The organism is Hydrogenophaga sp. UC242_50 (genome assembly GCF_042697355.1).
In the GTDB taxonomy this organism is placed as follows: Bacteria; Pseudomonadota; Gammaproteobacteria; order Burkholderiales; family Burkholderiaceae_C; genus Hydrogenophaga.
Window position 1 is genome coordinate 80,347 of record NZ_CP170553.1, and the last position, 26,022, is coordinate 106,368.

General features: G+C 62.6%; 18 protein-coding genes and 5 pseudogenes. 6 read left to right on the forward strand and 17 right to left on the reverse strand.

The annotated features are described in order from the left end of the window. The first annotated feature begins 13 nt into the window (after positions 1–13). Positions 14–997, forward strand: coding sequence for an efflux RND transporter periplasmic adaptor subunit (locus ACFJGX_RS00430; protein WP_382323089.1), 984 nt, complete (start codon positions 14–16; stop codon positions 995–997). A 72-nt stretch (positions 998–1,069) separates the two neighbouring features. On the opposite strand, the gene ACFJGX_RS00435 is transcribed toward ACFJGX_RS00430, so the two are convergent. The 4 genes from ACFJGX_RS00435 to ACFJGX_RS00450 all read right to left on the reverse strand — a co-directional run bounded on the left by ACFJGX_RS00435 (position 1,070) and on the right by ACFJGX_RS00450 (position 5,117). Beyond that, on the reverse strand, positions 1,070–2,101 hold the full coding sequence (locus tag ACFJGX_RS00435) for an XdhC family protein (protein ID WP_382323088.1): 1,032 nt from the start codon (positions 2,099–2,101) through the stop codon (positions 1,070–1,072). A 132-nt stretch (positions 2,102–2,233) separates the two neighbouring features. After that, on the reverse strand, positions 2,234–3,064 hold the full coding sequence (locus tag ACFJGX_RS00440; protein WP_382323087.1) for an alpha/beta fold hydrolase: 831 nt from the start codon (positions 3,062–3,064) through the stop codon (positions 2,234–2,236). 466 nt (positions 3,065–3,530) lie between these two features. After that, a complete protein-coding gene (locus ACFJGX_RS00445; protein ID WP_382327522.1) occupies positions 3,531–4,097 on the reverse strand; it encodes an isochorismatase family protein in 567 nt (188 codons plus the stop codon). 153 nt (positions 4,098–4,250) lie between these two features. Continuing rightward, positions 4,251–5,117 (reverse strand): FAD-dependent monooxygenase, encoded by an 867-nt coding sequence (locus tag ACFJGX_RS00450; RefSeq protein ID WP_382327524.1) that lies wholly within the window; start codon positions 5,115–5,117, stop codon positions 4,251–4,253. Between the two features lie 123 nt (positions 5,118–5,240). On the opposite strand from ACFJGX_RS00450, the pseudogene ACFJGX_RS00455 reads away from it, so the two are divergent. Further along, a pseudogene (locus ACFJGX_RS00455) lies at positions 5,241–5,498 on the forward strand (IS21 family transposase); the annotation flags it as partial. Positions 5,499–6,130: 632 nt separating this feature from the next. On the opposite strand, the gene ACFJGX_RS00460 reads toward ACFJGX_RS00455, so the two are convergent. The 8 genes and pseudogenes from ACFJGX_RS00460 to ACFJGX_RS00495 form a co-directional block, all read right to left on the reverse strand. Then, a complete protein-coding gene (locus ACFJGX_RS00460; protein ID WP_382327526.1) occupies positions 6,131–7,861 on the reverse strand; it encodes an alpha/beta hydrolase family esterase in 1,731 nt (576 codons plus the stop codon). Between the two features lie 329 nt (positions 7,862–8,190). Continuing rightward, positions 8,191–9,084 carry a LysR substrate-binding domain-containing protein gene (locus tag ACFJGX_RS00465; RefSeq protein ID WP_382323084.1) on the reverse strand — a complete coding sequence of 298 codons (894 nt, stop codon included), beginning with the start codon at positions 9,082–9,084 and terminating at the stop codon, positions 8,191–8,193. Positions 9,085–9,269: 185 nt separating this feature from the next. Continuing rightward, positions 9,270–11,601 (reverse strand): annotated as a pseudogene (locus ACFJGX_RS00470) (NADP-dependent malic enzyme). Positions 11,602–11,703: 102 nt separating this feature from the next. Further along, entirely contained in the window at positions 11,704–12,681 is a 978-nt protein-coding gene (locus tag ACFJGX_RS00475; RefSeq protein ID WP_382323082.1) for a tripartite tricarboxylate transporter substrate-binding protein, read from the reverse strand. 50 nt (positions 12,682–12,731) lie between these two features. Then, positions 12,732–13,511 (reverse strand): MBL fold metallo-hydrolase, encoded by a 780-nt coding sequence (locus tag ACFJGX_RS00480; RefSeq protein WP_382323081.1) that lies wholly within the window; start codon positions 13,509–13,511, stop codon positions 12,732–12,734. Then, positions 13,511–14,476 carry a Bug family tripartite tricarboxylate transporter substrate binding protein gene (locus tag ACFJGX_RS00485; protein ID WP_382323080.1) on the reverse strand — a complete coding sequence of 322 codons (966 nt, stop codon included), beginning with the start codon at positions 14,474–14,476 and terminating at the stop codon, positions 13,511–13,513. The genes ACFJGX_RS00480 and ACFJGX_RS00485 overlap by 1 nt, the downstream gene beginning before the upstream one ends. Further along, entirely contained in the window at positions 14,473–14,889 is a 417-nt protein-coding gene (locus ACFJGX_RS00490) for an ankyrin repeat domain-containing protein (RefSeq protein ID WP_382323079.1), read from the reverse strand. Before ACFJGX_RS00490 ends, ACFJGX_RS00485 begins: the two co-directional genes overlap by 4 nt. Continuing rightward, positions 14,886–16,052 (reverse strand): mandelate racemase/muconate lactonizing enzyme family protein, encoded by a 1,167-nt coding sequence (locus tag ACFJGX_RS00495; RefSeq protein WP_382327528.1) that lies wholly within the window; start codon positions 16,050–16,052, stop codon positions 14,886–14,888. The genes ACFJGX_RS00490 and ACFJGX_RS00495 overlap by 4 nt, the downstream gene beginning before the upstream one ends. Positions 16,053–16,148: 96 nt before the next feature. On the opposite strand from ACFJGX_RS00495, the gene ACFJGX_RS00500 reads away from it, so the two are divergent. Then, positions 16,149–17,078 (forward strand): LysR family transcriptional regulator, encoded by a 930-nt coding sequence (locus ACFJGX_RS00500; RefSeq protein WP_382323078.1) that lies wholly within the window; start codon positions 16,149–16,151, stop codon positions 17,076–17,078. Between the two features lie 584 nt (positions 17,079–17,662). On the opposite strand, the pseudogene glmS reads toward ACFJGX_RS00500, so the two are convergent. Beyond that, a pseudogene (gene glmS, locus ACFJGX_RS00505) lies at positions 17,663–19,520 on the reverse strand (glutamine--fructose-6-phosphate transaminase (isomerizing)). Positions 19,521–19,653: 133 nt separating this feature from the next. Here glmS and ACFJGX_RS00510 point away from each other — a divergent pair. Then, positions 19,654–20,160 (forward strand): Lrp/AsnC family transcriptional regulator, encoded by a 507-nt coding sequence (locus ACFJGX_RS00510; protein ID WP_382323077.1) that lies wholly within the window; start codon positions 19,654–19,656, stop codon positions 20,158–20,160. Positions 20,161–20,309: 149 nt separating this feature from the next. Then, positions 20,310–21,068, forward strand: coding sequence for a DUF2726 domain-containing protein (locus ACFJGX_RS00515; protein ID WP_382323076.1), 759 nt, complete (start codon positions 20,310–20,312; stop codon positions 21,066–21,068). 104 nt (positions 21,069–21,172) lie between these two features. On the opposite strand, the gene glmU is transcribed toward ACFJGX_RS00515, so the two are convergent. After that, entirely contained in the window at positions 21,173–22,594 is a 1,422-nt protein-coding gene (gene glmU, locus ACFJGX_RS00520; RefSeq protein ID WP_382162214.1) for a bifunctional UDP-N-acetylglucosamine diphosphorylase/glucosamine-1-phosphate N-acetyltransferase GlmU, read from the reverse strand. 136 nt (positions 22,595–22,730) lie between these two features. Here glmU and ACFJGX_RS00525 point away from each other — a divergent pair, with 136 nt between their 5' ends. After that, the gene (locus tag ACFJGX_RS00525; protein WP_382327530.1) at positions 22,731–23,513 is read left to right on the forward strand and encodes a DUF6279 family lipoprotein; all 783 of its coding nucleotides are present in this window, start codon (positions 22,731–22,733) and stop codon (positions 23,511–23,513) included. Between the two features lie 6 nt (positions 23,514–23,519). Here ACFJGX_RS00525 and ACFJGX_RS00530 read toward each other — a convergent pair whose 3' ends face one another. The 3 genes and pseudogenes from ACFJGX_RS00530 to ACFJGX_RS00540 form a co-directional block, all read right to left on the reverse strand. Beyond that, on the reverse strand, positions 23,520–24,065 hold the full coding sequence (locus ACFJGX_RS00530) for an SLC13 family permease (protein ID WP_382328835.1): 546 nt from the start codon (positions 24,063–24,065) through the stop codon (positions 23,520–23,522). 184 nt (positions 24,066–24,249) lie between these two features. Further along, positions 24,250–24,801, reverse strand: a pseudogene (locus tag ACFJGX_RS00535) (SLC13 family permease); the annotation flags it as partial. 33 nt (positions 24,802–24,834) lie between these two features. Then, positions 24,835–26,020 (reverse strand): annotated as a pseudogene (locus tag ACFJGX_RS00540) (cyanate transporter). Positions 26,021–26,022: the final 2 nt, after the last annotated feature.

Here is a 26,022-nt window from a genome sequence, read left to right on the forward strand (position 1 = left end):
TGCGCCACCGCCTATGAAACCTGACACCCCTACCCTCTCTTTGCGCAGCTCCCTTCCTCCCCTTCCCGTCATCCGTGTGCTTGTCACGCTTCTCACAGTGATGGCCTCCGTCTGGGCAGGCTATAAGCTATGGGACCACTATGAGCGCGCCCCGTGGACTCGCAATGGCCGTGTGCGCGCCGACGTGGTGCAAGTTGCACCCGATGTTTCTGGCATCGTCAAAGTAGTTGCAGTGCACGACAACCAGCCTGTCGCTGCCGGCACTTTGCTGTTTTCTGTAGACAGCGCCCGTTTCGAACTGGCACTCCACCAAGCCGAAGCCGATGCTGTCGTACGGCGTATCGCGATCAAGAATCAGCGCCTTGCTCTTGCCCAAGCACAACGTGAGTGCAGTCGCCTGTCCAAACTAAGCGATGGGAGTGCGCCGGACCACCGAGAACAGCTAAGCCTAAAGGTCGTTAACGCGCAAGGCGCACTCCAGTTGGCCGAAGCCGCCCTCCGGCAGGCCGAAATTGCCGTGGACAGGGCCAGGCTGAACCTGCAACGCACAGAGGTTCGCGCGCCCACTGCCGGTCTAGTGACAAACCTGGACCTGCATCAAGGAGCCTACGCAAGTGCTGCCCACCCAGCGCTGGCTTTAGTTGATACCGAATCAATCTACGTCGAAGGCTATTTCGAAGAGCACAAGCTGGCCCGAATCCAACCAGGAGACAGGGTACGCGTCACCCCCATGGGGGCACCTGCGCTTTCGGGAGCCGTTGAGAGCATCGCCGCCGGCATCGGTGACCGGGACCGCAGCACCAGCAGCAACCTGCTAACAAGCGTCAATCCCACCTTTAGCTGGGTCCGCCTTGCACAACGCGTTCCCGTTAGAGTGAGGCTCGATGAGATCCCCTCTAACAGGCGCCTGGTTTCAGGACAAACGGCCACCGTGGAGGTTCTTGAGCCTTACAGAGTTCAGCGTACGGCACACCAGTCAAACGAAGACCCGATTTGAAAGCCTTACACCAGCTCCGGGCCACAGACACGAGAGCTCCAGCCTTGCAAGTACTAGCTGACTAAGAAGTCGTCAAAGCTCGCTCTGCTCTGGAACCTTCAACATGTCTTTGGCCGAGGCGACCATCATCTCGCGTGGCACCTCGACCCCATTCTTCACAGCTATGACTTCTGCCATGATGCTCACTGCGATCTCAGAGGGCGTCTTACTTCCAACGAAGATACCAACGGGCGCCCGCAACCTCCCCAGGTTGCTCAGCGCAACATCAAAATGCTCGTGCATCCGTTGCCGACGGATTTCTGTGTTTCGGCGACTCCCGATCGCACCGACATAAAGCGCCTCCGAGTTGATGGCCTCAAGCAGAGCGAGGTCGTCCAGTTTGGGGTCGTGAGTGAGTGCGATGACGACGCTACGACGATCTGGTCTGAAAGACACTACCTCGTCATCAGGCATGCCTTTCACCAAGGTCACCCCCGGTACGGACCAAGACTCGGTGTACTCAACCCTTGGGTCACAAACCGTCACAGAGAACCCACAGAAGGCCGCCATAGTCGCCAAGTACTCCGTCAGTTGCCCAGCTCCTATCAGCAACATTCGATATTCCGGGCCAAAGGTGCTGGTCACGAAATCATTCGTGCAGACTAGCTCGTCCGGATTCTCCGCTTGTGTGAGAAGCACGTCACCGTCAAGGACGCTCACACGGCGATGCATGAGTCCTCCCCGCCCCAGCTCATCCACCAATCGTTCAAGAGGTTCAAGCTGGGGATTGGGCTCAATCATCAGTTTTATGGTTCCGCCGCAAGGCAGGCCAAACCTGTGAGCCTCATCGCTGGACACACCGTAGGTCAGAATCAAAGGTCCTCCTGACTCTGAACAGAGGCTTGCGCCGTGGTTAGGGGCCGTGGCTTTCACGATCAGGTCATCCTCGATACATCCACCGCTGACAGAACCAACCACGTTGCCATCATCACGCAACGCGAGCACCGAACCTACGGGTCGAGGCGATGACCCCCAGGTTCCCACAACCGTGACGAGCCAAGCGGACTTGTTGTCGCGGCGCCAGTCTCTCAATGAACGTAAAACCAACAGGTCAAGGTTGTCCATCGTTGCTCTTCTTCCAAGTAGTAGAAATGCAGGGTGAAGTCCACTGCCACCCTCCAAACTTGGTGGGGGGCGACTATGCGGAAACTCTGCGTTCGAGCACCGTATGACCATCCCGCACTTGCTACCAAGTGGTCAGGTCGTGGCGGGCTGATGGTGCAGGATGTTTTTAAGAATTTCATTGAACGCCGCAGGACGCTCGTACTGCACCCAATGTCCTGCCTGTGCGACAAGCGCCAACTGCTGCATTCGTGGCGCATGCGCTAGCGCGTTGCCAATGAGCTCGAGGCGACCACGGTATACGACGTCTTCAGCTCCCCAGATACCAGCGACCGGACATTGAATCTCAGGGAGAAGCCGCAGCAGCGCGTCTCCAAATATCAGACGCCGTGCAGTCATGCGATCTCTCACAACGTTGTCTGCGTGCAGTGTTACGGCGAGTTCGTCAATCGCACGAGCTTGAGAAAGCATCAAAGCGCCAAGGTTGTGCCTATGCACGTTGCGCCTCGCCTCTCCAGGTTCCGCCGTATGCCAAGGCCTCAGGTCGATATGGGGATGCGGCGCCCTACTCAATGCCGGAGCTCCAACGAGTACCAGCTGCGCCAGGCGAGCGGGGTCGCGAGCGGCTAGAAATCCTGCTACCAATGCTCCAAAGGAGAAGCCGACGACATCGATTGGGTTATCCCCGAACACATGGGGAAGGCTGAGCGACAAACAGTCAGCAACAGCGTCGGCGTCATTGCCATTCAACGGCGTAGCTGACTCACCGAAACCCGGGAGATCTGGTGCCCATACGCAGCGACCTTGAGACGACAGCGCAGCAATATTTCGTACCCAATGCGTCCAGCTGCCTGACCCTCCATGAAGAAGTAGCACTGGTCGTCCTTCACCCCAACTCCGCCAAACAATGCGCCCCCCACCACATTCTGTGTAGTGGCGACGAGCAGCCTTGTCCAGCTCGTCCATGGCATCGATTGAGTCAACGCGTAGAGGAAGAGAAGCTGCTGACAGCATTTCGGACCTCGCCTATTGGCGAGCCAAGAAGCAGGCCGACTTACTGAAGACAGCTCTCCAACCCTCACCGGGTTCATTGTCCTCATGCAGCTGAGCTTCGCCTGAATGACCGATGTCGTTCATTCCTTTTGTCATCATTCCGTTTTACCCAGAGTAAGTGCATGAGTAGCACGAACTGCCACTTCGCACAGATCAAAGTCTGTCCGTCATCGCAATGCGCGTCCATCCATCTTTTCTCCGGATCGTTTAGAAAAATTTGTGCGCTGACGCCCGAGATGTCGCACGGCCCGATCTCAGTTCGCAATAGCCGTCGCAAGTAGAAGCGAAGGTGGAGGCTCACTCCGATCAAGCTCCCTGACTCGGGCGAGCCAATCGCTGGGAGCTGCGGATGTTTCGGCGCGTGGCGACCCGGATGCCTTCAGGATTGACGCGACCCGAGCTGGGCGCGCAGTCGCTGCACGAGCTCTTCCGTGGGCATGACGTCGGCATACTTGCTTGCCATGTCGAACAAGTTCACGGCATGCGATGTCTGCGAGCGGTCGTAAACGGCGTCCTGCGGGACCACGACCTTGAAGTTGAGTGCACAAGCATCCACTACGGTCGCACGCACGCAACCGCTAGTGGTGCAACCTGTGACCACGAGCGTATCGATGTCTTGAGCAATAAGGTAGCTTGTAAGCGCCGTTCCATGGAAGGCGCTGGCCTGGAACTTTGGAATCTTGATGTCCCCGGGCAGGGGCTGAACTTCAGCGACGAAATCGTATCCTCGCTCAGGCACGTCCATCACCCCTGGCACCTTCGCTTCGAACTGACCACGGTTGTGCTCCCCTTTGGGCGCCACATAGGGATAGAGCACTGGCGCACGCAGATCCCTGAACACCTTAAGCAGTTGGGCGATGTGAGGTACGGCGCGCCAGCCGTACTCACCGCAGCTTGTGGACATGTGATCGATGGCTTGCTGGATCGGCATCGGAGCGTCGCCCATGGAACGGTACTGGACGTCGATGACGAGCAGCGCCGGTCGCAGGCCAATACCGCTGGGCGTGCCCCAGCCGGCTTGACGATAGATGGCTTGCTCTTCTTCAGGAATGATGCCGTCCCATGGACGGGCGAACTATTGGTGCTATCCGTCATAGGGTTAGATCTCCACCGTGGTCGCGTCGTACGTGATGAGCCATTCATAGCGCTCACGTACAGCATCCGGCGACCATTCCTTTTGAATGTATTGGCGCGCTGTGTCGATCTTTTCGAGTTCCGGGCTATGGAAGATGCCGAGCATCGCAAGCGAACTCGCCTTCGTCTTGTTCGTGCGCTCAACGCGAGCGGCGTCGTAGCGCTTCAGTGCCGCTTCGATATCGTCAGGCGACGCCTCCAGACAGCGCGCAAGGACGTATGCATCCTCAATGGTCATGTTGACGCCCATGCCCAGGTAGGGCGTCATCGAATGGCAGGCGTCGCCCACCAGAGTGACCCGGTCCTTGGACCAGGTGTCGAGCGGGTCGCGCACGAACAGACCCCATCGGAAGAGGTTTTCCGATTCGATGAAGAGGTCCAGGATGTCCTGGTGCCAGCCGTCGAAGTCCTTCAGCGCGTCGGAAAGCTCACCGCGCTCAGACCAAGACTCGGTCTGCCAGTCCGGGCTGTCCACTTGCGCGGAAAAGCTGACGAACTGCTCGCCGTTGCGCTGAACAGGATAGGTCGTCACGTGCGCCGTCGGGCCGATCCACGTGGACGCCAGCGGTTGACGGTGCTGTGGCTTGAGCTTGCTCATGGGAGCGAGACCGCGCCATGCATTCGCGCCCGTGTAGCGGGCCGGTGCGGGGCCAAAGAGTGACTGGCGCACACGGGAATGTGCACCGTCGCAGCCCACAACCACGTCGCCTTCGACGGCTCCGCCTCCGTCGAGCAGCAGACGCGCACGGCCGTTGACGGTTTCCGCGCCGATAGAGCGGACACCGAAGTGCACTGCATCGGATTTGAGCCGAATCACGTTCTCATACAGCACACGCTGAAGTTCTGCTTGTTGTCTTCCACTGAAAACTGACCCACTTAGAGCTGCAATTTCCATTGAAAGCTGACCCACGTAAGAACCCTATCCTGCTGCTTTTGGCAGCAGGAGATTTCAGGAGTGATAGACGTGGCGACTTTGAGTGTCATAAGACGCTGGGCACTGCGCGAGCAGATGTCCATCCGCGAGATCTCCAGGCGTACAGGCCTGGCTCGCAACACCGTTAAGAAGTACCTGCGGGCGGGCGATGAAGAGCCCCGTTACGCCAAGCGTGCGAGCTCCAGCAAGCTCGATCCCTACGCAGACAAACTTTCAACCTGGCTATCGATCGAGGCCACAAAGTCGCGCAAACAGCGGCGCACTTTGCTGCAGCTCCACACACTCAAAGATCTGGTTCAGACTGAAGTCCGACATTCACCGTTCGCGCTCGAATGGCTGCTACGGCCAACGACGGACGTCCTTGGCTTCTCACACTGTTGTCCAACAGGGTGCGCCGGTCCGGTTAAGTTCGGTTCATCGCTCGATGGGAACGATTACCGCAGAAACGGGAGGCAGGAGAAGACATGACCGTAGATGAGGACGATCGGAAGCGCATGTGCTTCACGTGCGCCTGAGAGGTTTACCTTGCTCAGAAGATCGAGAAGGACGGGCAGCCGAGCGCGTGCTCGTACTGAGGGCAGACGCTGCCGTGTATTCCGGGTGATGAACTGGCAGACCACATCGAAACCGCGTCTGCCGATCACTATGTGCGCACATCCGGTCAACCCGATTTTTGGCAGGAACGAGCGATGGCTGATCGGGAGTCGACCTACGTATGGGGGCGCGAAGGCCATCTGGTTCTTGAGACCATCGAAGATGGCTGCTTCGATCCCCAACGACGCTGCGGCAGATGTTCTTGAGATTCTCGACAACGGACACAGCGACTTTGAGCGCCTTTTGACACTTGCTGTCGCCACATCTATCACTCCCGACACATTGCGGGGCGACCAGCGCCGCCCCGCAATGAGTTCTTAGCGACGCACTAAGGTTCCATCTGGTGCACGGCTATATCGAGACAACATCTCGTCCCACATCTTTCGCGCTTGGCCAGGGTGCCAGAAGTGCGGAACGTAGTCGGTGACCTGCCAACGGTACTCAGCAAGGCCGTCGCTCCAGATTTCTGTACGGTTGCGACCGTCAACCTGAAGGGTGAAAGGACCCATGTTTCGGTTGACCGTCTCCCGCCAGAAGTTGCGCGCAGCTGTCTCGCCAGCCGTTCCGCCAGGGAAGCTGGTAGGAGGTTCATCCCCACCGCGACATTGCCATACCGGCAAGGGCACGTTGGTCTTAACGATGGCATTTTGATAGTTGGCTGCGCTCAAGTGGCCCGAGTAGCAAGGTGCTATCGCAGCGAAGAGCTCAGGGAACTGGACGGCGATGCGGTTTGTCAGTGCAGTGCCCATCGACGAGCCGTTGAGATACAAGCGAGTATCGTCCACTGCATATGTCGCCCTGATATGAGCTAGAAGGTCCAAGAAGAAGCGCACGTCACGCGTATCCGGGTCCATCGACGTACTCCAGGTTGCTCCAATGCCCTGTGGATAAACCACAATGAAACCATTGTCGTCAGCCACCTTGTTCCAATCCGTAATGAGGGATTGATACCGCGCAGACCCGTTTCGGCCATGGAAGGAAAACAGGACAGGGACCCGCCGCCCGCCCGCAACCAGCGCGTCGTAATTAGCAGGCACGTATGTCAAGAAGCGCCGGGGGCCATTGGTGAAATCTCTTGTGGTTTCGAGCAGCTTCATGGAAGCAATTGACTCGTTGCGGTGGAGTGTCCCGTTGGTCCCCGTGTGATCCGGGAAACGGATCGTTCGGTCGAACATCTCTGTCCATATCTGCTCGCTCACCGCCTTGGACTCACCTCTTACGCCGGCGCGGAGGGTAGAAACCTTTACGGCTTGTACTTCGTTGCTCGGGTGAGCGTACGTAACTGTGTCCAGCGCCGGAGTGGAGTCCGTACCAGTGACACCCGATGCGCCATTTGCGTTGCTCCAGTAAGCAACTTGCTTGATCTCGTTCAAACTAAGCGGGGCACTGTTTGTACGGACTATCCATGCGGCCATAGCTGACACAGGGCGTTGATCTGCGGGAAGTTCAAAGGTCGGTGCAGGCGCGACGTCTCCAACGCCGGCAACCGCGCCAGCAAGTTCTGGTGCGACGATAGCAAGTTGATGAGCGTAGGCCGCGCCGGAGCCGATGCCGGTCAAGTACATCTGTGCGTTCGACGCCAGTGAGAACCTCGTCTTCATGGCGGAGGAAGCAGCATTGATGAAAGCCAACTCGTCAGCTGACCCGACGTTCCAGGTTCTGTCGACAGCGTTGGGAAAGAGAACAATGAATCCGTGCGTATCGGCAACCTCACTCCAGCGCGTGCGATCGGCGTTCATCTGGCCGTCTTGTCCGTTGTCGTGCAGAGATATCACGATGCGTACGCCTCGCGCGTCGTACTCTCGCAGCTCCGCAATGTTTGCTGGCGCATACATGAAGAAGCTGCGTTCCACGCCATTCACTGTCACGGTCGCTCGTTCGAGTGTCACGGGACTGGCTGGAATTTCAGGTTGAACCACAACAGGGGGAGGGTCGCTAGCGGGGGGCGCTGAGTCACCACCTCCTCCGCAAGCTGTGAGTGCTGCTGCAAAAGCTAGCGTGGCGGGGCCGGCCATTCGTTGCAAGCGTTTCGAGTTCATCTTCTTCATCGTTGTCTCCAATTTGTTTTACTAGCGGCGCTGCACGCGCTAGTCGGCGAGGCCCGTAGGTGGACGCGACGGCTTTGCGTGCATCGGCACGCCGATGGGCAGTTCAGGGTGGTATGGAACCTTCAAGTTGCGATGTCTTTGCGACTCCTTTTTCGATCAAAGGAACGCTATGGTCGCGAATCAGTTCCCGTTTGAACAATGCTGTTTTTGTTGAATTTGATGCTTTGAAAGCTGGGACTAGCTTCGCACCGGTACTTCGCTAAACAGCCGCTCAACAGCGCTTACGAGCACTTTGGCGAAGTCTCGTGAAAGCGGCCAAATATCTACTCTCAGTTCAGCTTCAGTGCGTCCCAGAATGCCTCAGCATTGCCAGGCAAATCTTGGCGGGTTCGATAGATTCGAACCTCTAAAGGTATCGTCCATTCTTGGGTTCCCGCGAGCACAAGCGCACCATCACGGAGATCGTCCTCTATGGTGCTTCGTGGAAGCCACGCCAACCCTGCTCCGGCCATCGCCATCTTTCGAAGCTCGGAGGCGACACTTACTGTCCCTACGACTGAGCAGCTTGCTGTCTCCATCTGACTTCCAAGAACAGCCGCTTGTATTCGACCGAATCCCGAGTCGACTGCGTAGGCGAGAACTTCCACAGGTTGCCTCGCGCCAACTAGCGCGAATACAGGTAGACCATCGCCCGTGGGAGTGCTCACTGGGAGCAGCTCATCGTGGCCCACGAGAGCGGACTTGAATGCTTCGCCATGAAGAGTGCCACGCACTTTTGGATGAGAGTGGCTAATGACAAACTGCGCTACGCCGTGCTCCAACATTGACTCGCAATGCGATAGGACATCCGCAATCCTGAGCATAGGAGACAGCGATGCAGTTCCAAGGCCGTGCAGCCAGTTAGGTAAAAAGTTTAGGAAAAGTGCGTGCGTGCAAGCTATGCGCAAGACGGTGTCGCCCTCGCTAAGATTGCTTCTCGCTTCCTCGGACATCCGAGCTGCGCGATAGACAAGATCTCGTGCCGCACCGACGAATCTTTGCCCTGCGGGCGTAAGTTTCGGCGGATGTTCACTGCGCTCTACCAGATCCGCGCCAACCCATTCCTCAAGCTTGCGAATTCTTCGAGTGAACAATGCAGCAGAGACACTCCGTTCTTTGGCTGCAAGCGAGAGATCGCCCGTAGATGCCAAGGCTAGAAAATCGTCAAGCCAGATGAAGTTCATGGTCGTCCTTCAATCTACGCAAAAGGCGCGGTCCTGGATCACCCACTACAGGCCCCGCGCGATTTGCAACCAATGGTTGGCGGCGTCACCGCATCGACAGCTTCAAGCTCCGCAGCCCCTCTTGCAAGACGCTACAACTTTCAATGCAATGCTGCGCTTGATAACAGCAACCTGCATTCTGTCGGCTATTGGCGTGAAACGTTGGCGTCCGCCACGGTCAACGCGGTCATGTTGACGATGCGTCGCACGGTGGCGCTGGCGGTGAGGATGTGCACCGGCTTGTCGGCGCCCAGCAGCACCGGCCCGACCGCGATGTTGCCGCCCGCCGCGGTCTTGAGCAGGTTGTAGGCGATGTTGGCGGCATCGATGTTGGGCAGCACCAGCAGGTTGGCGGGGCCCTTCAGCGTGGAGTTGGGCATCAAGGTGTGGCGCGCGTTGGGGTCCAGTGCCACATCTCCGTGCATTTCGCCGTCGGCCTCCAGCCAGGGCGCCTGCTCGCGCAGCAGCGCCAGCGTGCGGCGCATCTTGATGGCGCTGGGTTCGTCGCTGGAGCCGAAGTTGGAGTGAGACAGCAGGGCCGCCTTGGGTTGCAGGCCGAAGCGCAGCATTTCCTCGGCCGCCATCACCGTGATCTCGCACAGCTCTTCGGGCGTGGGGTCGTAGTTGACGTGTGTGTCGACCAGGAACACCTGGCGGCCGGGCAGCATGAGGCCGTTCATGCAGGCGTAGATGCGCACGTCCTGGGCGGTGCTGGGGCTGCCGCCCTCGCGCTTGCCGATCACCTGGTCGATGTACTTCAGGTGGTGCTGGGTGGAGCCCCAGGTGCCGCAGATCAGGCCGTCCACCTCGCCCTTGTGCAGCAGCATGGCGCCGATCAGCGTGAGGCGCCGGCGCATCTCGATCTTGGCGAGCTGCTGGGTCACGCCCTTGCGCTCGGTCATGCGGTGGTAGGTCTGCCAGAAGTCGCGGTAGCGGTCGTCCTGCTCGACGTTGACGACGTCGTAGTCCAGTTCCTCGCGCAGGCGCAGGCCGAACTTCTCGATGCGCTGGGCGATGATGGCCGGGCGGCCGATCAGCGTGGGACGGGCCAGGCCTTCGTCCACCACGATCTGGCAGGCGCGCAGCACCCGTTCTTCTTCGCCTTCGGCGTAGGCCACGCGCTTGCGGGCCGCGGCCTTCGCCGCCGAGAAGATCGGCTTCATGATGGTGCCCGAGGCGAACACGAAGCTCTGCAGCTTCTCGCGGTAGGCCGCCATGTCGGGCACCGGCCGCTGGGCCACGCCGCTGTCGACCGCGGCCTGCGCCACGGCCGGCGCGATCTTCATCATCAGGCGCGGGTCGAACGGCTTGGGGATCAGGTACTCGGGACCGAAGGCCAGCTTCTCGCCGGCATAGGCCGCCGCGACCACCTCGCTCTGCTCGGCCTGCGCCAGCTCGGCAATGGCGTGCACCGCGGCGATCTCCATCTCATCGGTGATGGTGGAGGCGCCCGCGTCGAGCGCGCCGCGGAAGATGTAGGGGAAGCACAGGACGTTGTTGACCTGGTTCGGGTAGTCGGTGCGGCCCGTGGCCATGATGACGTCGTTGCGCACCGCGTGCGCGTCCTCGGGTGCGATCTCGGGGTTCGGGTCTGCCAGCGCGAAGATCACCGGCTTGGCCGCCATCGACGCCACCATCTCGGGCTTGAGCACGCCGCCGGCCGAGAGGCCGAGGAACACATCGGCGCCGACGATCACTTCGGCGAGCTTGCGCTTGTCGGTCTTCTGCATGTACTGGCGCTTGTCGTCGTCCATGAGTTCCTCTCGGCCCTCATAGACCACCCCGGCCAGGTCGGTGACGAACACGTTCTCGCGCTTGAGCCCGACCTTGAGCAGCAGGTTCAGGCAGGCCAGCGCCGCCGCGCCCGCGCCCGAGGTCACCAGCTTGACCTGACCGATGTCCTTGCCCGCGACCTTCAGGCCGTTGAGCATCGCCGCCGCCACCGTGATGGCGGTGCCGTGCTGATCGTCGTGGAACACGGGGATGTTCATGCGCTTGCGCAGTTCGCGCTCGACATAGAAGCAGTCCGGCGCCTTGATGTCTTCCAGGTTGATCGCACCGAAGGTCGGCTCCAGGGCCGCGATCACCTCGACCAGCTTGACCGGGTCCTTCTCGTTGATCTCGATGTCGAACACATCGACGCCGGCGAACTTCTTGAAAAGCACGCCCTTGCCTTCCATCACCGGCTTGGCCGCCAGAGGGCCAATGTCGCCCAGGCCGAGCACGGCCGTGCCGTTGGTGATGACCGCCACCAGGTTGCCGCGGGCGGTGTACTTGTAGGCGTTGACCGGGTTGCGCCACGATTTCTTCGCAGGGGGCGGCCACGCCGGGCGAGTAGGCCAGGGCGAGATCGCGCTGGTTGGTGAGCTGCTTGGTGGCCGCGATCGACACCTTGCCGGGGATCGGGAACTCGTGATATTCCAGGGCGGCGCGACGCAGCTCGGCGCGCTGCAAGTCGGAGGTCGAGAGATCGGACATTTACTGCACATTCTTAAGATACAAAAGCCCGGTGCCACAGGCGCCGGGCTTGCGAAGCCCATCCTCAAAATTGATGGATGGGCCGCGAGCAAAAAAGGCTTCTCAGTCAGCGTACTCGCCGGCCTCCTGAATGACCTTTGCCCAGCGTGCCATTTCTTTCTCAACGAACTTACGATGCCCTGCAGGCGACAGTCGATCATCGCTGATCAAAGTGAGGCCTAGCGCTTCCTGTCGCTGAATCAGCTGCGGATCCTTCAGCGCTGCGCGCAGCGCGGAGTTAAGTTTCGTGACCACTGCGGGAGGCGTTCCCTTAGGCGCATACATGCCGTGCCAAACCTGCACGTCGAAGCCCTTGAGGCCCGATTCGTCTAGCGTGGGTGTGTCCTTCAGCGCGGGGATTGACAAGCGCTGCTTGCTGGTCACTCCGTACACCTTCACACGTTTGCTTTCGATCTGCGGCACTGCGTTCGTAGCCTGTTCACACATCAAGTCGACGGTACCAGCCATAAGATCCGTCATTGCCGGACCCGTACCCTTGTAAGCGATGGTGGTCAATTTTTGATTCAGAGCGTTTTGCAGCATCAGGCCGCACAGGTGCGAGGCAGAACCAAGCCCGGCATGTGCCAGGTTCACCTTGCTCCCATTGTCCTTAAGCCATCCGCGCAACTCGTTGAAACTGCTGGGCGCCAGTGCGCTCTTAGCAATCACTACTGAAGGAGCCTCGTTCACAAGGCCGAGCATCTCGAAATCCTCCGGAACTTTGTAGCTCAGCTTGCGGTACAGTGCTGGCGCCGTAGCCATACCAATGTGGTGCACCAAAAGCGTGTAGCCGTCAGGCGCAGAACGAGCGACCTTGGAGGAGCCGATAGTTCCTCCCGCTCCTCCTGCGTTTTCCACCACAACGGTCACGCCGAGGGGACCGCGCAGGGCCTCCGCCAAGTCTCGTGCAATCTTGTCGCTCGGGCCGCCTGCGGCGAATGGCACCACCAGAGTGATGGGCTTGTCAGGATAGTCTGCGAGTGCAGCGGTACCGGTAGCCACCATTGTGGTCGCCAGCAGGGATTTGAGAATCATCTTCATGTTTGTCTCCGTCTTGAGTGAATTTTTGACGCGGTGCTTAGAGTGCTGCGTCATGCTTCGCGGCAGCCCACGCCCACCTTGCTACCTCCTGTGAGGTCGAAGAAGGTCGTGGTCTCCAACGTTTCTGAGAACCAGGCCTCAATGCCGGCTCGGCGCGTGCCCTGGTACTCGGGTTTCCCCTCGGAATCCAGCCGCATGCTCAAGTCGTGGCCGGGAATAAGGACCGTGTCTGGATGAGCGCGCCAATAGCGCCAGATCGTCTCAATGCTGCGTGCGCTCTGCTCGGCATCAAGAGTCATCGCAACGTCTTGAGATAGCAGCTCGGCGCGGTTCTTCGCGGCATCACCCGTGAACAGCAGATATTGAGGATGAGCAGAGAAGTGGTAGGCGAGATGGCCCGGCGTGTGACCGGGTACCTCTATCGCTTCGAAATGGCCCAAAAAGGTCTGTCCACCTTTAAGACGTTGGACTCGGTCAAGCGAAGCGAGCTCGCGCACATGCAGCTCCGCCAGGGGATTGAAGCCTGGTTTCTGCGTTACTGCCCACTCCAGCTCCTTCTCGCCAATCCAGACCGTAGCCTCCGGAAATAGCGTGAAGTTGCAGGCGTGGTCGTGGTGCGTATGCGTCAAGACGACATCGGTGACGTCAGAGGGCGAAACACGCAACGCCGCGAGTTGCTTGCCGATTTCGGGGCGAGTGGCGTAGCCGCCTGTATCCACCAGGATCGAACGGCCTTCACCGCGTAAGAGCGTGACGGTGCTCCAGCCAAGCCCGCCGTGACAAACGGAACGACCAGGGTACCCCTGAACGAGTACGTGCACTTCGTACATCACTCGGCCTTGATCTGTGCATCGTTCACGAGCTTGCGGTAAAACTCCAGCTCGCTAGAAATTAACGACTTGAACTGTGAGGGCGTACTGGTAACCAGTTCGTTGCCACCCTCTGTCTTCAGCGCCTTGATCACCTCCGGTGCCTTCACGGCCTTCTCAACTTCTGCGTTCAGACGCTCGATGATGTGCGAGGGCGTTTTAGCAGGGGCAAGCAGGCCGATGAACTGCGTGATGTCGTAGTCCTTGTAGCCCAGCTCCTTCATGGTGGGCACTTTGGGAAAAGATCCCGCGCGGGTTCCGCCTGAAACGGCCAGCGGACGAAGCTTGTCTCCTTGGACGTGCGGCACTGCAGTCATCACCGTATCCCAGGTAAATGACAGCTGACCACCAAGTAAGTCGGCCAACGCGGGGGCGGTCCCCTTGTAAGGAACGTGATTGAGCTTTGCGCCCAACCGAAGAGCTAGCAGTTCGCCGGCCAAGTGGCCGCCGCCGCCAATACCGGACGAACCGTATGTGAGCTCGCCGGGCTTGGCCTGTGCGGCCGCAGCCAAGTCCGACAAGCTGCGCACTGGAGACGCAGACGGCACGACGAGCACGTACTGGTACGTCAGGATCTGGCTGATCGGCTCAAAGTCCTTCAAGCTGTCGTAGGGCACCTTCTTGTATAAAACCGGATTGACGACAAGCGGACTGCTAGGCGACACCAACAGTGTGTAGCCGTCAGGCGCGGCCTGGCGCACTGCCTCAAGGCCAAGAGTGCCATTGGCTCCAGAGCGGTTTTCTACGACAACGGGGGTCTTGAGGCCTTCGGCCAGCTGTTTGGCTATAAGGCGGGCCGTCAGGTCCGCGTTACCACCAGCAGCGAACGGCACGATTACTTTGATCGGGCGGTTACCGGGCCATGCCTGTGCTGTGGCGCCAGTCGCCAACGCCATAGCGGCGCACAAAAGAACGATCTGTCTCATTGTTGGTCCTTATCAAGTCCATTGCTCCATCCGGACAAGGCCCGGACGACATCTTCTTTGGCACAGGCCCGCGCACGGTCGCAAGCCGTCTGGCCCTGCTGGTTCTTTATTGCAGGGTCGGCGCCAGAATCAAGCAGCGCCAAGACCACTTCCAGCTGCCCCATGTATGCCGCCCCATGGAGAGGCGTGTTCCCCAGAAAAGTGCAAGCTTTGGGATCCGCGCCCCTCGCAACCAGCAGCCGAACAACGGCGCCATGTCCCGCCTTGGCTGCAAGGTGCAGCGCGGTATGGCCGTCATCCGAAAGTTGATTCGGGTCCTCGCCGGCCGCGAGAAGTTGCTCGCACTCAGCCAACGCACCATGTGCGGCGGCTTGATGCAAAACACCGCCGTGCGCGGCCGGAGAGTCACTCATGCGGAGAGCTCGCGCATGACTTTGTAGAGGTCCGCTTTCCCCTCAAAACCGATACCAGGCAAGTCGGGCAGCGTGACGTGGCTGTTCTCAACCTTGACGTTGTCGGGGAAACCACCGAAAGGCTGGAACAGGTCGGGATAGGACTCGTTGCCACCCAGGCCCAGGCCGGCGGCGATGTTGAGCGACATCTGGTGGCCGCCGTGCGGGATGCAGCGGCTGGCCGACCAGCCGTGTTCCTTCAACATATCCAGGGTCTTGAGGTACTCGACCAGGCCATAGCTCAGCGCGCAGTCGAACTGCAGCCAGTCGCGGTCGGGACGCATGCCACCGTAGCGGATCAGGTTGCGCGCGTCCTGCATGGAGAACAGGTCTTCCCCCGTGGCGATCGGGTTTTTGTAGAAATTGCGCAGGGCGGCCTGCAGTTCGAAGTCCAGTGGGTCACCCGGCTCTTCGTACCAGAACAGGTCGTACTGGGAGAGCGCCTTGGCGTAGGCGATCGCGGTCTCCAAGTCGAAGCGGCCATTGGCATCGACGCACAGCTTCTGCCCGTCCTGCAGCACTTCCATGATGGAGTCGATACGGCGCAGGTCTTCGTCGAGCGATGCGCCGCCAATCTTTTTCTTCACCACCGTGTAACCGCGGTCGATGTAGCTGCGCATCTCATCCTGCAGCTTCTTGTGGTCTTGGCCGGGGTAGTAGTAGCCACCAGCGGCGTAAACGAATATCTTGCGATTGGGTTTGCCGTCGCCGTAGCGGTCGGCCAGCAGCTGGAAGAGCGGTTTGCCTTCGATCTTGGCGACCGCGTCCCACACCGCCATGTCGATGGTGCCGATGGCCACCGAGCGCTCGCCGTGACCGCCGGGCTTCTCGTTGGTGAACATGCAGTTCCAGATCTTGTGCGGGTCGAGGTTGGTGCCTGCGTCGTCGACCAGCGAAGCGGGGTCAGCTTCCAGCACACGCGGGATGAAGCGCTCGCGCATCAGCTTGCCCTGACCATAGCGGCCATTGGAGTTGAACCCGTAGCCCACCACTGGCTTTCCGTCGCGGATCACATCGGTGATGACTGCGACCAGGCTCAGGGTCATCTTGCTAAAGTCGATGTACGCGTTGCGAATCGGTGAACTGATGGGGAGGGTTTTTTCTCGAATCTCGACGATCTTCATTGGTGGCTCCTGCTTTAAAACAGGCCTATGATCCGCGCGGCGGAGGCGTTTGACCAATGCTGCTTTTCTTGTTTTTGATGCTTTGAAAGCACCGTCATGACGATGAACCTTTCCTGGGTCGACGACTTCAATGCACTGGCCGCCACCGGCAACTTTTCGCGCGCTGCGGAAGAGCGACACATGACCCAGCCGGCGTTTAGCCGTCGCATCCGCGCGTTGGAAGAATGGTTGGGCGCGGAGCTCTTCGACCGAAGCTCTCAGCCGGCCCGAGTCACCGAGGTTGGTGAATGGTTTCGCGTAGCCGCACAGGGCCTGCAAGCGCAGGTCGCCGGCATGCCTGGCGAGGCTCGCGCTGTTGCTGAGGCTACGTCTTCGACACTTCGGTTTGCCTCGACACACGCTTTGTCATTCACCTTTTTGCCGCACTGGCTTCGGACGCTGGAGGCGCACGCCAGCATGGGGCCAATTCAGCTGGTGTCGGATGTGCAGCAGAAATGCGTCGGCTTACTGGCGCAGAGCGAGGTGCATTTCATGCTGGCACACGCTCATAGCGGCGTGCGCGGCGAGCTGGACGAGGCAAACTTCCTCAGTCTGTTGGTTGGGACGGATCAACTTGTTCCAGTATCAGCGCCGGACGAGCGCGGAGCTCCGCTACACAAATTAGACGGTGGAAACGCCAAAGCCAGCGTCCATCTCCTAGGCTACAGCCAAGTATCGGGTTTGGGACGCATCTTGAGAACGTTAAGGGGCCCTGCCATCGAGCGGCTTCACCATCAATACGTTCTGACCGCGCATCTCGCCTCAGTGCTTCGCACAATGGCGCTTGACGGCCGCGGATTGGCCTGGTTGCCAAAGCTGCTAGTTCGCGACGACTTGGAACGCGGAGGACTCGTCGTTGCAGCTTCGAGCGAATGGCATGTCGATCTAGAAGTTCGCCTCTATCGAAATCGCGCCAATGCCGGAGTGGCGCGCGAGGCATTCTGGGCAGCAGCGCAGGCTAGCGTAGGTGAAGGCTCACTGAAGTAAGACGCGAATCCCGACTTGATGAGCGCGTGAGTAGCGCACCAGGCTCGACCCAGTGAGTTCGTAGCGCGTGCTTCTCGGCTCTTCATGTAAGAGGACAGAAGCAGCTGAAGCTTTGGCAAACGGCCGCATCGCGCATCAGTATGCATCACGCCACCTAGTCCATGGGGCCATGCCTTCGGCACTCACCTTTTCGAGTCGCTGCCCCAACTTGACTTTGGCTCGGTCGCCCCCGCAGCCCCTCCTCAAGCGGCATTCCGGACTTCTTCGGATGCCGGGCCGAGTGACCGCATAGGGTTGGTTAACGTCAGTACTTCAGCTGCCGGAGAACGTCGGCAACCGCTGCAAAGCTGCCGCCCAGTGAGTTCGGCTTTCGCTGGATCGGATGCACTTGCGCGCTGGGCACTATGCGATTGGCCCCTAGGGGTAACGTCGCCAACTTGGCGCACCACCTCAACGTGACGCAACCTGAAGCGTAACGATCTTGTTGCGTTTTGTTACCTTTAAGGCCTTGTTTTCCGACAGACCTATTCTTTTCCGACAGACCTCATTTCTTGAGAACAACCACACACCCAAGTCCAAACCCCTCACTCCACCGTCACACTCTTCGCCAGGTTGCGCGGCTTGTCCACGTCCGTGCCTTTGGCCAGTGCCGTGTGGTACGCGAGCATCTGCAGCGGCACCACGTGCAGCAAGGGACTCAGCGCGCCGTAGTGCTCGGGCATGCGGATGACGTGGATGCCCTCGCTGCTGGCGATGCGGGTGTCGGCATCGGCCAGCACATACAGCACCCCGCCGCGCGCGCGCACTTCCTGCATGTTGCTCTTGAGCTTTTCCAGCAGCGCGTTGTTGGGCGCCACCGTCACCACGGGCATCGCCGCCGTCACCAGCGCCAGCGGGCCGTGCTTGAGCTCGCCTGCCGGGTAGGCCTCGGCGTGGATGTAGCTGATCTCCTTGAGCTTGAGCGCGCCTTCGAGCGCGATCGGGTAATGCAGGCCCCGGCCCAGGAACAGCGCGTTGTCCATGCGCGCGAAGTCTTCGGCCCAGCTGATCACCTGCGGCTCGAGCGCGAGCACGGCCTGCAGGGCCACCGGCAGGTGGCGCATGGCCTTGAGGTGCTCGGCTTCGGCTTCTTCGCTCAGGTGCCCGCGCGATTGCGCCAACGCCAGCGTGAGCAGGAACAGCCCGGCCAGTTGCGTGGTGAAGGCCTTGGTGGACGCGACACCGATCTCCACCCCCGCACGGGTGATGTAGGCCAGCTCGCATTCGCGCACCATCGCCGAGGTGCGCAACGTTGCACACCGTCAGCGTGTGCTTCATGCCCAGGCTTTGCGCGTGGCGCAGCGCGGCCAGCGTGTCCGCCGTCTCGCCGCTTTGCGTGATGGTCACCACCAGGGTGCGCGGGTTGGGCACGCTGGTGCGGTAGCGGTACTCGCTCGCCACTTCCACCTGCGTGGGAATCTTCGCAATCTCCTCCAGCCAGTACTTGGCGGTGCAGCCGCTGTAGTAGCTGGTGCCGCAGGCCAGGATGAGCACGTTGTCGATCTCTTTGAACACGCTGTACGCGCCGTCGCCGAACAGCTCGGGCGTGATGCCCTCCAGGCCTTCGAGCGTGTCGCCGATCGCGCGCGGCTGCTCGAAGATTTCCTTCTGCATGTAGTGGCGGTACGGGCCGAGTTCGGCCGCGCCGCTGTGGGCCTGCACGGTCTTCACCGGGCGCTGCACGGCGCTCAGGGCGCGGCCTGCGCTGTCGAGTACCCAGTAGCGGCCCAGCTGCAGGTCGACGAGGTCACCTTCCTCCAGATACACGATCTGGTCGGTCACGCCCGCCAGGGCCATGGCGTCGCTGGCGAGGAAGTGTTCCGCCCCGCCCTGCCCCACGCCGAGCACCAGGGGTGAGCCGGCGCGCGCGCCGACCACGCGGTGCGGCTCGTCCTTGTGGAACACGGCCAGCGCGTAGGCGCCGTGCAATTGCGACACCGCGCCCTGCAGCGCGGCGAACACGTCACCTTCGTAGAGCGAGTCGATCAGGTGGGCGATGACTTCGGTGTCGGTCTGGCTCTCGAACACGTAGCCCTTGGCCTGCAGGGCGGCGCGCAGTTCGTCGTGGTTTTCGATGATGCCGTTGTGCACCAGGGCCACGCGGCCGGCCGCGCCCGCGACGGCGCCAGGACCGTGGCTGAAATGGGGATGGGCGTTGTGCACCGCCGGGGCGCCGTGAGTGGCCCAGCGGGTGTGGGCGATGCCGGTGCCGCTGCCGATGGACTCCTGCTGCACCTGCTGCGCGAGTTCGGCCACGCGCGACGTGCTGCGCGCGCGCTGCAGGCCGCCGCTGTGCACGGCCACACCGCAGGAGTCGTAACCGCGGTACTCCAGCCGCTGCAGGCCCTGAACCAGCACGGGCACGATGTCACGCCCGGAAACCCCTGCCACGATGCCGCACATACTCGCTCCTGAAAAATGGGATGCGTGATGCTAAACACGGCACCAAGAAATTAATGATCAAATAATGACCACAGACGGCTGATAATTTCTGAACACCATAAAAACCGTCAAATATTTCACCAAACTCGATTTTATGGAACCAATCGACATCGACGAAGCCGATCTGCGGCTGCTGGAGCTGCTGCAGGCGGATGCCTCGCGCAGCAATCAGGCGCTGGCCGAGCTGGCCCACCTCTCGCCGCCCACCAGCCTGAGGCGCGTCAAACGGCTGCGCCAGCTCGGGCTGATCGAGCGCGAGGTGGCCTTGCTCAGCGCCGACCGGCTCGCCCCGCTGCTGGGCCATGGCCTCACCGCGCTGGTGGAAATCACCCTGGAGCGCCAGGGCGCGGAGCACCTGGACGCCTTCGAGGCCCGCGTGCTGCCCACGCCCGAGGTGCAGCAGTGTTACCGCGTGAGCCCCGGGCCCGATTTCATGCTGGTGGTGCACTGTGTGGACATGCCGGCCTACCTCGCGCTGGCCCAGCAGCTGTTCACCAGCGACGCCAACGTGCGCAACATCAAGGCCTTCTTCAGCCTCAAGCGCGCCAAGTTCGATCCCCGGCTGCCGCTGGGCCGGGGGCGCAGCGGCGGGGGCAATTGAATACCTTCGTAAACCACATCGGGCCGGATATTGATGCAAACCGCACAAAAAAGGACCTCACATCGGTCCTGAGCGGTTGACGGCCCAGGGCACCTGTAACACGCTCCTAAAATCCCATCTCCCGATCCGCTCGGGTTCAAGGAGCTTGCATGGATGTTGTGACGATCGCGCTGCTCGGCGCCGCCGCCCTGGTGGTGCTGGCGCTGTGCGTCTGGGCGGTCCGCCGCCTCAGGCGCCGCGAGTCGTCCGGCCGCGACGACCGGTACTCACCGGAGCGCATCCTCACGGCCGAGCAGGCCCACATGCTGGACTACCTGCAGGACACCTTTCCGGGCCAGATCGTGCTGCCCAACATGATGCTCAAGGACATGCTGACGGTGCGGCGCGCGGCCGACCGCAGGCGCGCCGAGGAGCGGCTGTACGAGCAGAAGGTGGACTTCGTGGTCTGCGGCCCGGACGGTCGCCCCAGCTTTGCGTTCGACGTGGAGCAACACCACCTGAGCGACGCCAAGGCCAAGGCCCTCAAGGTCAAGATCAAGAACCGCATCCTCAAGACAGCGGGCGTGCGTTTCGTGTTTCTCAAGAACGGCATTCACCGCATGCCTTCGCCGGCCGATTTCCGGGCCCAGCTCAACCTGGCGGAACTGCCCAAGCCCAGGAGCCGCGAAGAACGGCGCGAGAACGCGCGCCAGCAGCTGGAAAGCCAGTTCTCCGGTTTCGACCAGCAGCATGGCAACACCGGCTTCCGCGAATCGGAAATCATGGGCATGAGCGGGCTGATGGACCTCAACCGCAATGGCCGCCGCGGTTTCGACGAGGCCCGGCTCAACGGCAACAGCGGCTTTGACAGCCACGAGCGCGGCGACAGCCGCTTCGACGGCAGTTCACAAGACGTGCGCGGGAGGTAGAGAAACACCCCCCGCCGCGCTGCGCGCGTCCCCCCTCAAGGGGGCGCACCTGGCAGCCCCGCAAAGCCGGTTCTGCGGGTGCTCTGGACGAAAGCCCTTCGCTCCTAGCTTTTCTTCTTGGTCGGGCGCTGCCAGCCGTCCAGCACCATCTGCTTGCCGCGCGCGACCGCGAGCGCGCCGGGCGGCGTGCTCTTGGTGAGGGTGGAGCCCCCACCCACCGTGCCCCCCGCGCCGATGGTGATCGGCGCCACCAGCACGCAGTTGCTGCCCACGTGCACGTCGGCCTCGATCACCGTGCGGTGCTTGTTGGCGCCGTCGTAGTTGGCGGTGATGCTGCCCGCGCCGTAGTTCACCCGCTCGCCCACGGTGGCGTCGCCCAGGTAGGCCAGGTGGTTGGCCTTGGCGCCCGCGGCGAGGGTGCTGTTCTTCACTTCCACGAAGTTGCCGATGTGCACCTCTTCGCCCAGCTGCGCGCCCGGGCGCAGCCGCGCGAACGGCCCCACCAGCGCGCCGCGCCCGACCGACACGCCCAGCTTCTCGCCGTCGATGTGGGTGAAGGGATGGATCACCGCGCCTGCGTCGATGGCGGCGTTGGCGATCACGCAGTTCGCGCCGATGCGCACGCCGTCGCCGAGTTTCACGCGGCCTTCGAACACGCAGTTGACGTCGATCTCCACGTCCTGGCCGCAGAGCAGTTCACCGCGCACGTCCAGCCGCGCGGGGTCCGCCAGGCGCACGCCCTGCTCCATCAGGGCGTCGGCGAGCCGGCGCTGGTAGGCGCGCTCCAGCTCGGCCAGCTGCACCGGGCTGTTCACGCCCGCCACCTCGACCTCATCGCCCGTGGTCACGGCACGCACCACCAAGCCTTGCGCCACGGCATGTTTGACCACGTCGGTGAGGTAGTACTCGCGCTGGCTGTTGTCGTTGGTCAGGCCTTGAAGCAGGGGCTTGAGCAGGGCGGCGGGCGCGGCCATGACGCCGCTGTACCACTCGGTGATGCGCCGCTGCGCCTCGTTGGCGTCCTTGTGTTCCACGATGGCGTGCACCGAGCGGTCCGCATCGAGGGCGCGCACGATCCGGCCGTAACCGGTGGCGTCGCCACCCGTGTCCACGCTCAGCAGCGCGAGGTGTTGCCCGTCGCAGGCCTGCAGCAAGGTCTCCAGCGTGGCCTGTCCGATCAAGGGCACATCGCCATTGAGGATCAGCACCACGCCGTCGTCGGCCAGCACGGGCACGGCCTGCTGCACCGCGTGGCCGGTGCCCAGCTGGGGCTCCTGGCGCACGAAGCGCAGTTTCGGGGCGGCGCTGTCGCCGGTTGCCACGGGGGTCGTGAGGCCGGCCTCGACCTGCTCGGCGCCGTGGCCGGTGATCACCACCACCGATCGCGCGGACAACCGCGCTGCACAGTCGATCACATGCTGGGCCAGTGCACGCCCGCCCAAACGGTGCAACACTTTGGGCCGAAGGCTTTTCATCCGCGTGCCTTTGCCGGCCGCCATCACCACCACATCCACAGGGAACGACATGAACACCTCTTGCAGAGACGGGTTGCACGGCGTTCTTGCCGGCCATCACCAGCCGGGCATTATCGCCCGCCGTGCGCTGCGCCTTGGCGCACTGGTGACGCTGGCAATCCTCCTTGTTGCCTGCACCGCCACGCGCTTGGCCTACAACCAGGCGCCCACCCTGAGCTACTGGTGGATCGACCGCCACGTGGACCTGACGGACACGCAGACCGCGCAGACGCGCGAAGACCTCAAGGCCTTCTTCCAGTGGCACCGCCGCCAGGAGCTGCCAGCCTACGCCAGCCTGCTGCGCCAGTGGCAGACGATGGCGGTGGACCAGGTCTCGCCCGCGCAGGCCTGCGCGCAGTTCGAGGACATCCGCCAGCGGCTGGAGCGGGCCGCGGCCGAGACGGTGGAACCGTTCGCGCGCCTGGCCCTGCAGCTGACCCCGGAGCAGCTGGAGAACCTGAAGAAGCAGCAGGCCGAAAGCAACGAGGACTTTGAAAAGGACTTCCTGCGGGGCAGCCCCCAACAGCGCCTGAACAAGCGGCTGGACAAGGCCGTCGAGCGCAGCGAATCGTTCTACGGCAAGCTCAGTCCGGCACAGCGCGATCTCCTGCGGGACTGGCTGCAGCAGTCGCCCTTCGACCCACAACGCACCCAGGCCGAGCGCCTGCGCCGCCAGGCCGACCTGCTGCAGACGATCCGCGACGCGCAGGCCACGCCCGCCAAGGCCGAGCAGCTGGTGCGCGAGCACATCGCGCGCATCCGCCAATCGCCCGAGCCCAGCTACCACGCCTACAACCAGGCCCTCGTGCGCCAGGGCTGCGCCCAGTTCGCCACGCTGCACAACGCCACCACGGCCGAGCAGCGCGCCAACGCCGTGCGCGTGCTCAAGGGCTACGAAGACGACCTGCGCACGCTGAGCGCGCAACGCTGAGGCGCGCTAGGCGACAAAGCGCATCCAGCCCCACACCACGGCCAGCGTGAGCAGCGTCACCGGAATGCCGGTGACCGCGTGGCGTTTCCAGTCGATCACGATGCCTTGCTGGCGCGCCAGGTCGGCCACGATCAGGTTGGCGATCGAGCCCACCAGCAGCAGGTTGCCCGCGAAGGTGGTCACCAGCGCGAGCATCGCGCCGGCCTGCGCGCCGCTGCCGCCCAGGTGCGGCAGCAGCAGCATCACCGCCGGCACGTTGGACACCAGGTTGGACAGCACGGCGCTCACCACCAGCAAGGGCCCCGGCTCGGCCAGGTGCACGCCCAGCGTGCCCAGCCAGGCCACCGCCTGCGCGGCCAGGCCGGTGGTCTCGAACGCGTGGTTGACCACGAACAGGCCCATGAACAGCAGCAGCAGCGGCCAGTCGATCAGGCGCAGCACGTGCGAGGAATGCAGCCGCCGGCTGAGCAGCAACAGGCCCGCGCCCACCAGGGCCGCCACGTCGCGTGGCGAGTCGGTGAACAGGAAGATCAGCATCAGCGCGCCCGCCACCAGCAGGCCCTTGGTGGTCTGCCAGGCATCGAAGGCGGGCTCTTCGGGGCGGCGCTTCGGCCACGGCCGCGAAAGGCAGGCCGGCGGCCTCGGGGGCGGACGCGGTGCGCGCACCGGGCCCGAACGCGAGCCAGAGCCATAACAGCAGCAGGCTGATCAGCACCGGCGCCAGCGCCTGCCGCACATAACCGCCAAAGGGCAGCTGCAGCACCGAGCCGATCAGCATGTTCTGCGGGTTGCCGATCAGCGTGGCGGCCGAGCCGATGTTGGCCGCGCAGGCCAGGCCGATGAGGAAGGGCAGCGGGTTGATGCCACGCTGCAGGCACAGCCGCGCCACCACCGGCGTCATGGCCAGGCAGATGATGTCGTTGGAGAACACCGCCGAGAGCGCGCCCGAGACCACGATCAGCGCGGCCAGCAGGCCGTTGCGCGACAGCGGCAGCGCGCCCACCCGCCGCGTCACCGCACCATAGAAACCGCCCAGGCGCATCTGCGCCGAGACCACCATGAACGCGAACAGCAGCACGATGGTGGGCAGGTCCACCGAGCGCGCCGCGTCCTCCACCGGCAGGCCGCTCAGGCCGATCACCGCGATGGCGCCGAGCAGGGCCACGCCCGAGCGGTCCAGCTTCAGGCGCGGCAGGCCGCCCAGGAACATGCCCAGGTAGACGACGGCGAAGACCGCGACGATGCCCCAGTCGGTGGCGGTGTGGTGTAGGGCGGAAGTGGTGGGCATGCGCTGCGGATCGTAGCGCGAGCGGGCCGGCGCTCAGGTGGCGCGCGGCACCAGGCGGATCGCGCCCGGGTAACTGGCCGGGGCCACGCGCCCGTACAGCAGCGCGACGATGCGCCACGCAGGCCAGGTGCATCAGCCAGCCGGCGCGAAAGCCTCCCGTCGCGTCGCGCAGCAAGGCGATGATCCAGGGTGGTATCGCGGCGATCAGGAAGCCGCCGCCCTGCATCAGCGCCGACAGCGCCCCCGCCTGCCCGGGATCGGACAGGTGCTCCAGCGCCACGATCAAGGACAGCGCGAAGCAGCCCCCCAGCCCCGCGCCCAGCAGCACCACCCAGGCCAGAGGCGCCGCATCGGGCCACAGCGCCAGCGCAGCGAAGCCGATGGCCTGCAGGGCCAGCGTGAACCACAGCCAGGGCCGGCGGTCTTTGCGCCGGCCGGCCAGCATCGGCAGGCCCAGGGCCGCCAGCGCCTGGCTCAGCGCCAGCACGGCCAGCAGCGTGCCGCTGCCGGCCGCGCTCCAGCCATGCTCCTGAAAGAACGGTGCCAGCCAGGCCACGACGGTCGAATAACCGCCGTTGACCAGGCCGAAACACAGCATCAGCAGCCAGACGCGCGGCCGCCGCAGGTAGGCCGTCACGGCCAGGCTGTCCTGGCGGCCCGGGGCGTCGGGCGGCAGGCTGCGCGCCGCCAGCGCCACGGCGAGCAGCGCGGGCACGGCCATCCAGGCCAGGCCCAGGTGCCAGTTGCCGCTGGCCGCCGCCACCAGCGGCGCGACCTGCGCACCGAGCGCGCCGCCGCCCATCAGCATCGCCGAGTACAGGCCCATCACCACACCGACATGGCGCGGAAACTGCCGCTTGACGATGCCGGGCAGCAGCGCCTGCACCACCGCCGCACCCAAGCCCAGCAGGGCGGCGGTGCCCACCAGCTGCCAGCCGTTCTGCGTGAACAGGCGAAGCACGGAGCCCAGCACCAGCAGGATCAGCGCGGCCACCACGGCGCGGCGTGCTCCGATGCGGGTCTGCAGCCAGGGGCCCGCGAAGGCGAACACGCCCATCAGCAGCATCGGCACCAGGGTCAGCAGCGACATCCCCTTCAGACCGAGCCCGGTGTGCCGGCCGATGTCGGCCGCCAGCGGCCCGATGCCCGCGATGAAGGGCCGCAGGTTGAGCGCGATCAGGGCCACCGCGACCAGCAGCCAGCGGACGTTCACCTTCACGG

Excerpts from the sequence above, each read along its gene's own strand:
- glmU (WP_382162214.1), bottom strand. The coding sequence starts at position 22,594 with ATGTCGTTCCCTGTGGATGTGGTGGTGATGGCGGCCGGCAAAGGCACG.
- ACFJGX_RS00490 (WP_382323079.1), bottom strand. The coding sequence starts at position 14,889 with ATGAGTGACTCTCCGGCCGCGCACGGCGGTGTTTTGCATCAAGCCGCC.
- ACFJGX_RS00510 (WP_382323077.1), top strand. The coding sequence starts at position 19,654 with ATGGAACCAATCGACATCGACGAAGCCGATCTGCGGCTGCTGGAGCTG.
- ACFJGX_RS00495 (WP_382327528.1), bottom strand. The coding sequence starts at position 16,052 with ATGAAGATCGTCGAGATTCGAGAAAAAACCCTCCCCATCAGTTCACCG.
- ACFJGX_RS00480 (WP_382323081.1), bottom strand. The coding sequence starts at position 13,511 with ATGTACGAAGTGCACGTACTCGTTCAGGGGTACCCTGGTCGTTCCGTT.
- ACFJGX_RS00435 (WP_382323088.1), bottom strand. The coding sequence starts at position 2,101 with ATGGACAACCTTGACCTGTTGGTTTTACGTTCATTGAGAGACTGGCGC.
- ACFJGX_RS00485 (WP_382323080.1), bottom strand. The coding sequence starts at position 14,476 with ATGAGACAGATCGTTCTTTTGTGCGCCGCTATGGCGTTGGCGACTGGC.
- ACFJGX_RS00460 (WP_382327526.1), bottom strand. The coding sequence starts at position 7,861 with ATGAAGAAGATGAACTCGAAACGCTTGCAACGAATGGCCGGCCCCGCC.
- ACFJGX_RS00465 (WP_382323084.1), bottom strand. The coding sequence starts at position 9,084 with ATGAACTTCATCTGGCTTGACGATTTTCTAGCCTTGGCATCTACGGGC.
- ACFJGX_RS00475 (WP_382323082.1), bottom strand. The coding sequence starts at position 12,681 with ATGAAGATGATTCTCAAATCCCTGCTGGCGACCACAATGGTGGCTACC.
- ACFJGX_RS00430 (WP_382323089.1), top strand. The coding sequence starts at position 14 with ATGAAACCTGACACCCCTACCCTCTCTTTGCGCAGCTCCCTTCCTCCC.
- ACFJGX_RS00440 (WP_382323087.1), bottom strand. The coding sequence starts at position 3,064 with ATGGACGAGCTGGACAAGGCTGCTCGTCGCCACTACACAGAATGTGGT.
- ACFJGX_RS00500 (WP_382323078.1), top strand. The coding sequence starts at position 16,149 with ATGACGATGAACCTTTCCTGGGTCGACGACTTCAATGCACTGGCCGCC.
- ACFJGX_RS00515 (WP_382323076.1), top strand. The coding sequence starts at position 20,310 with ATGGATGTTGTGACGATCGCGCTGCTCGGCGCCGCCGCCCTGGTGGTG.
- ACFJGX_RS00445 (WP_382327522.1), bottom strand. The coding sequence starts at position 4,097 with ATGGGCGACGCTCCGATGCCGATCCAGCAAGCCATCGATCACATGTCC.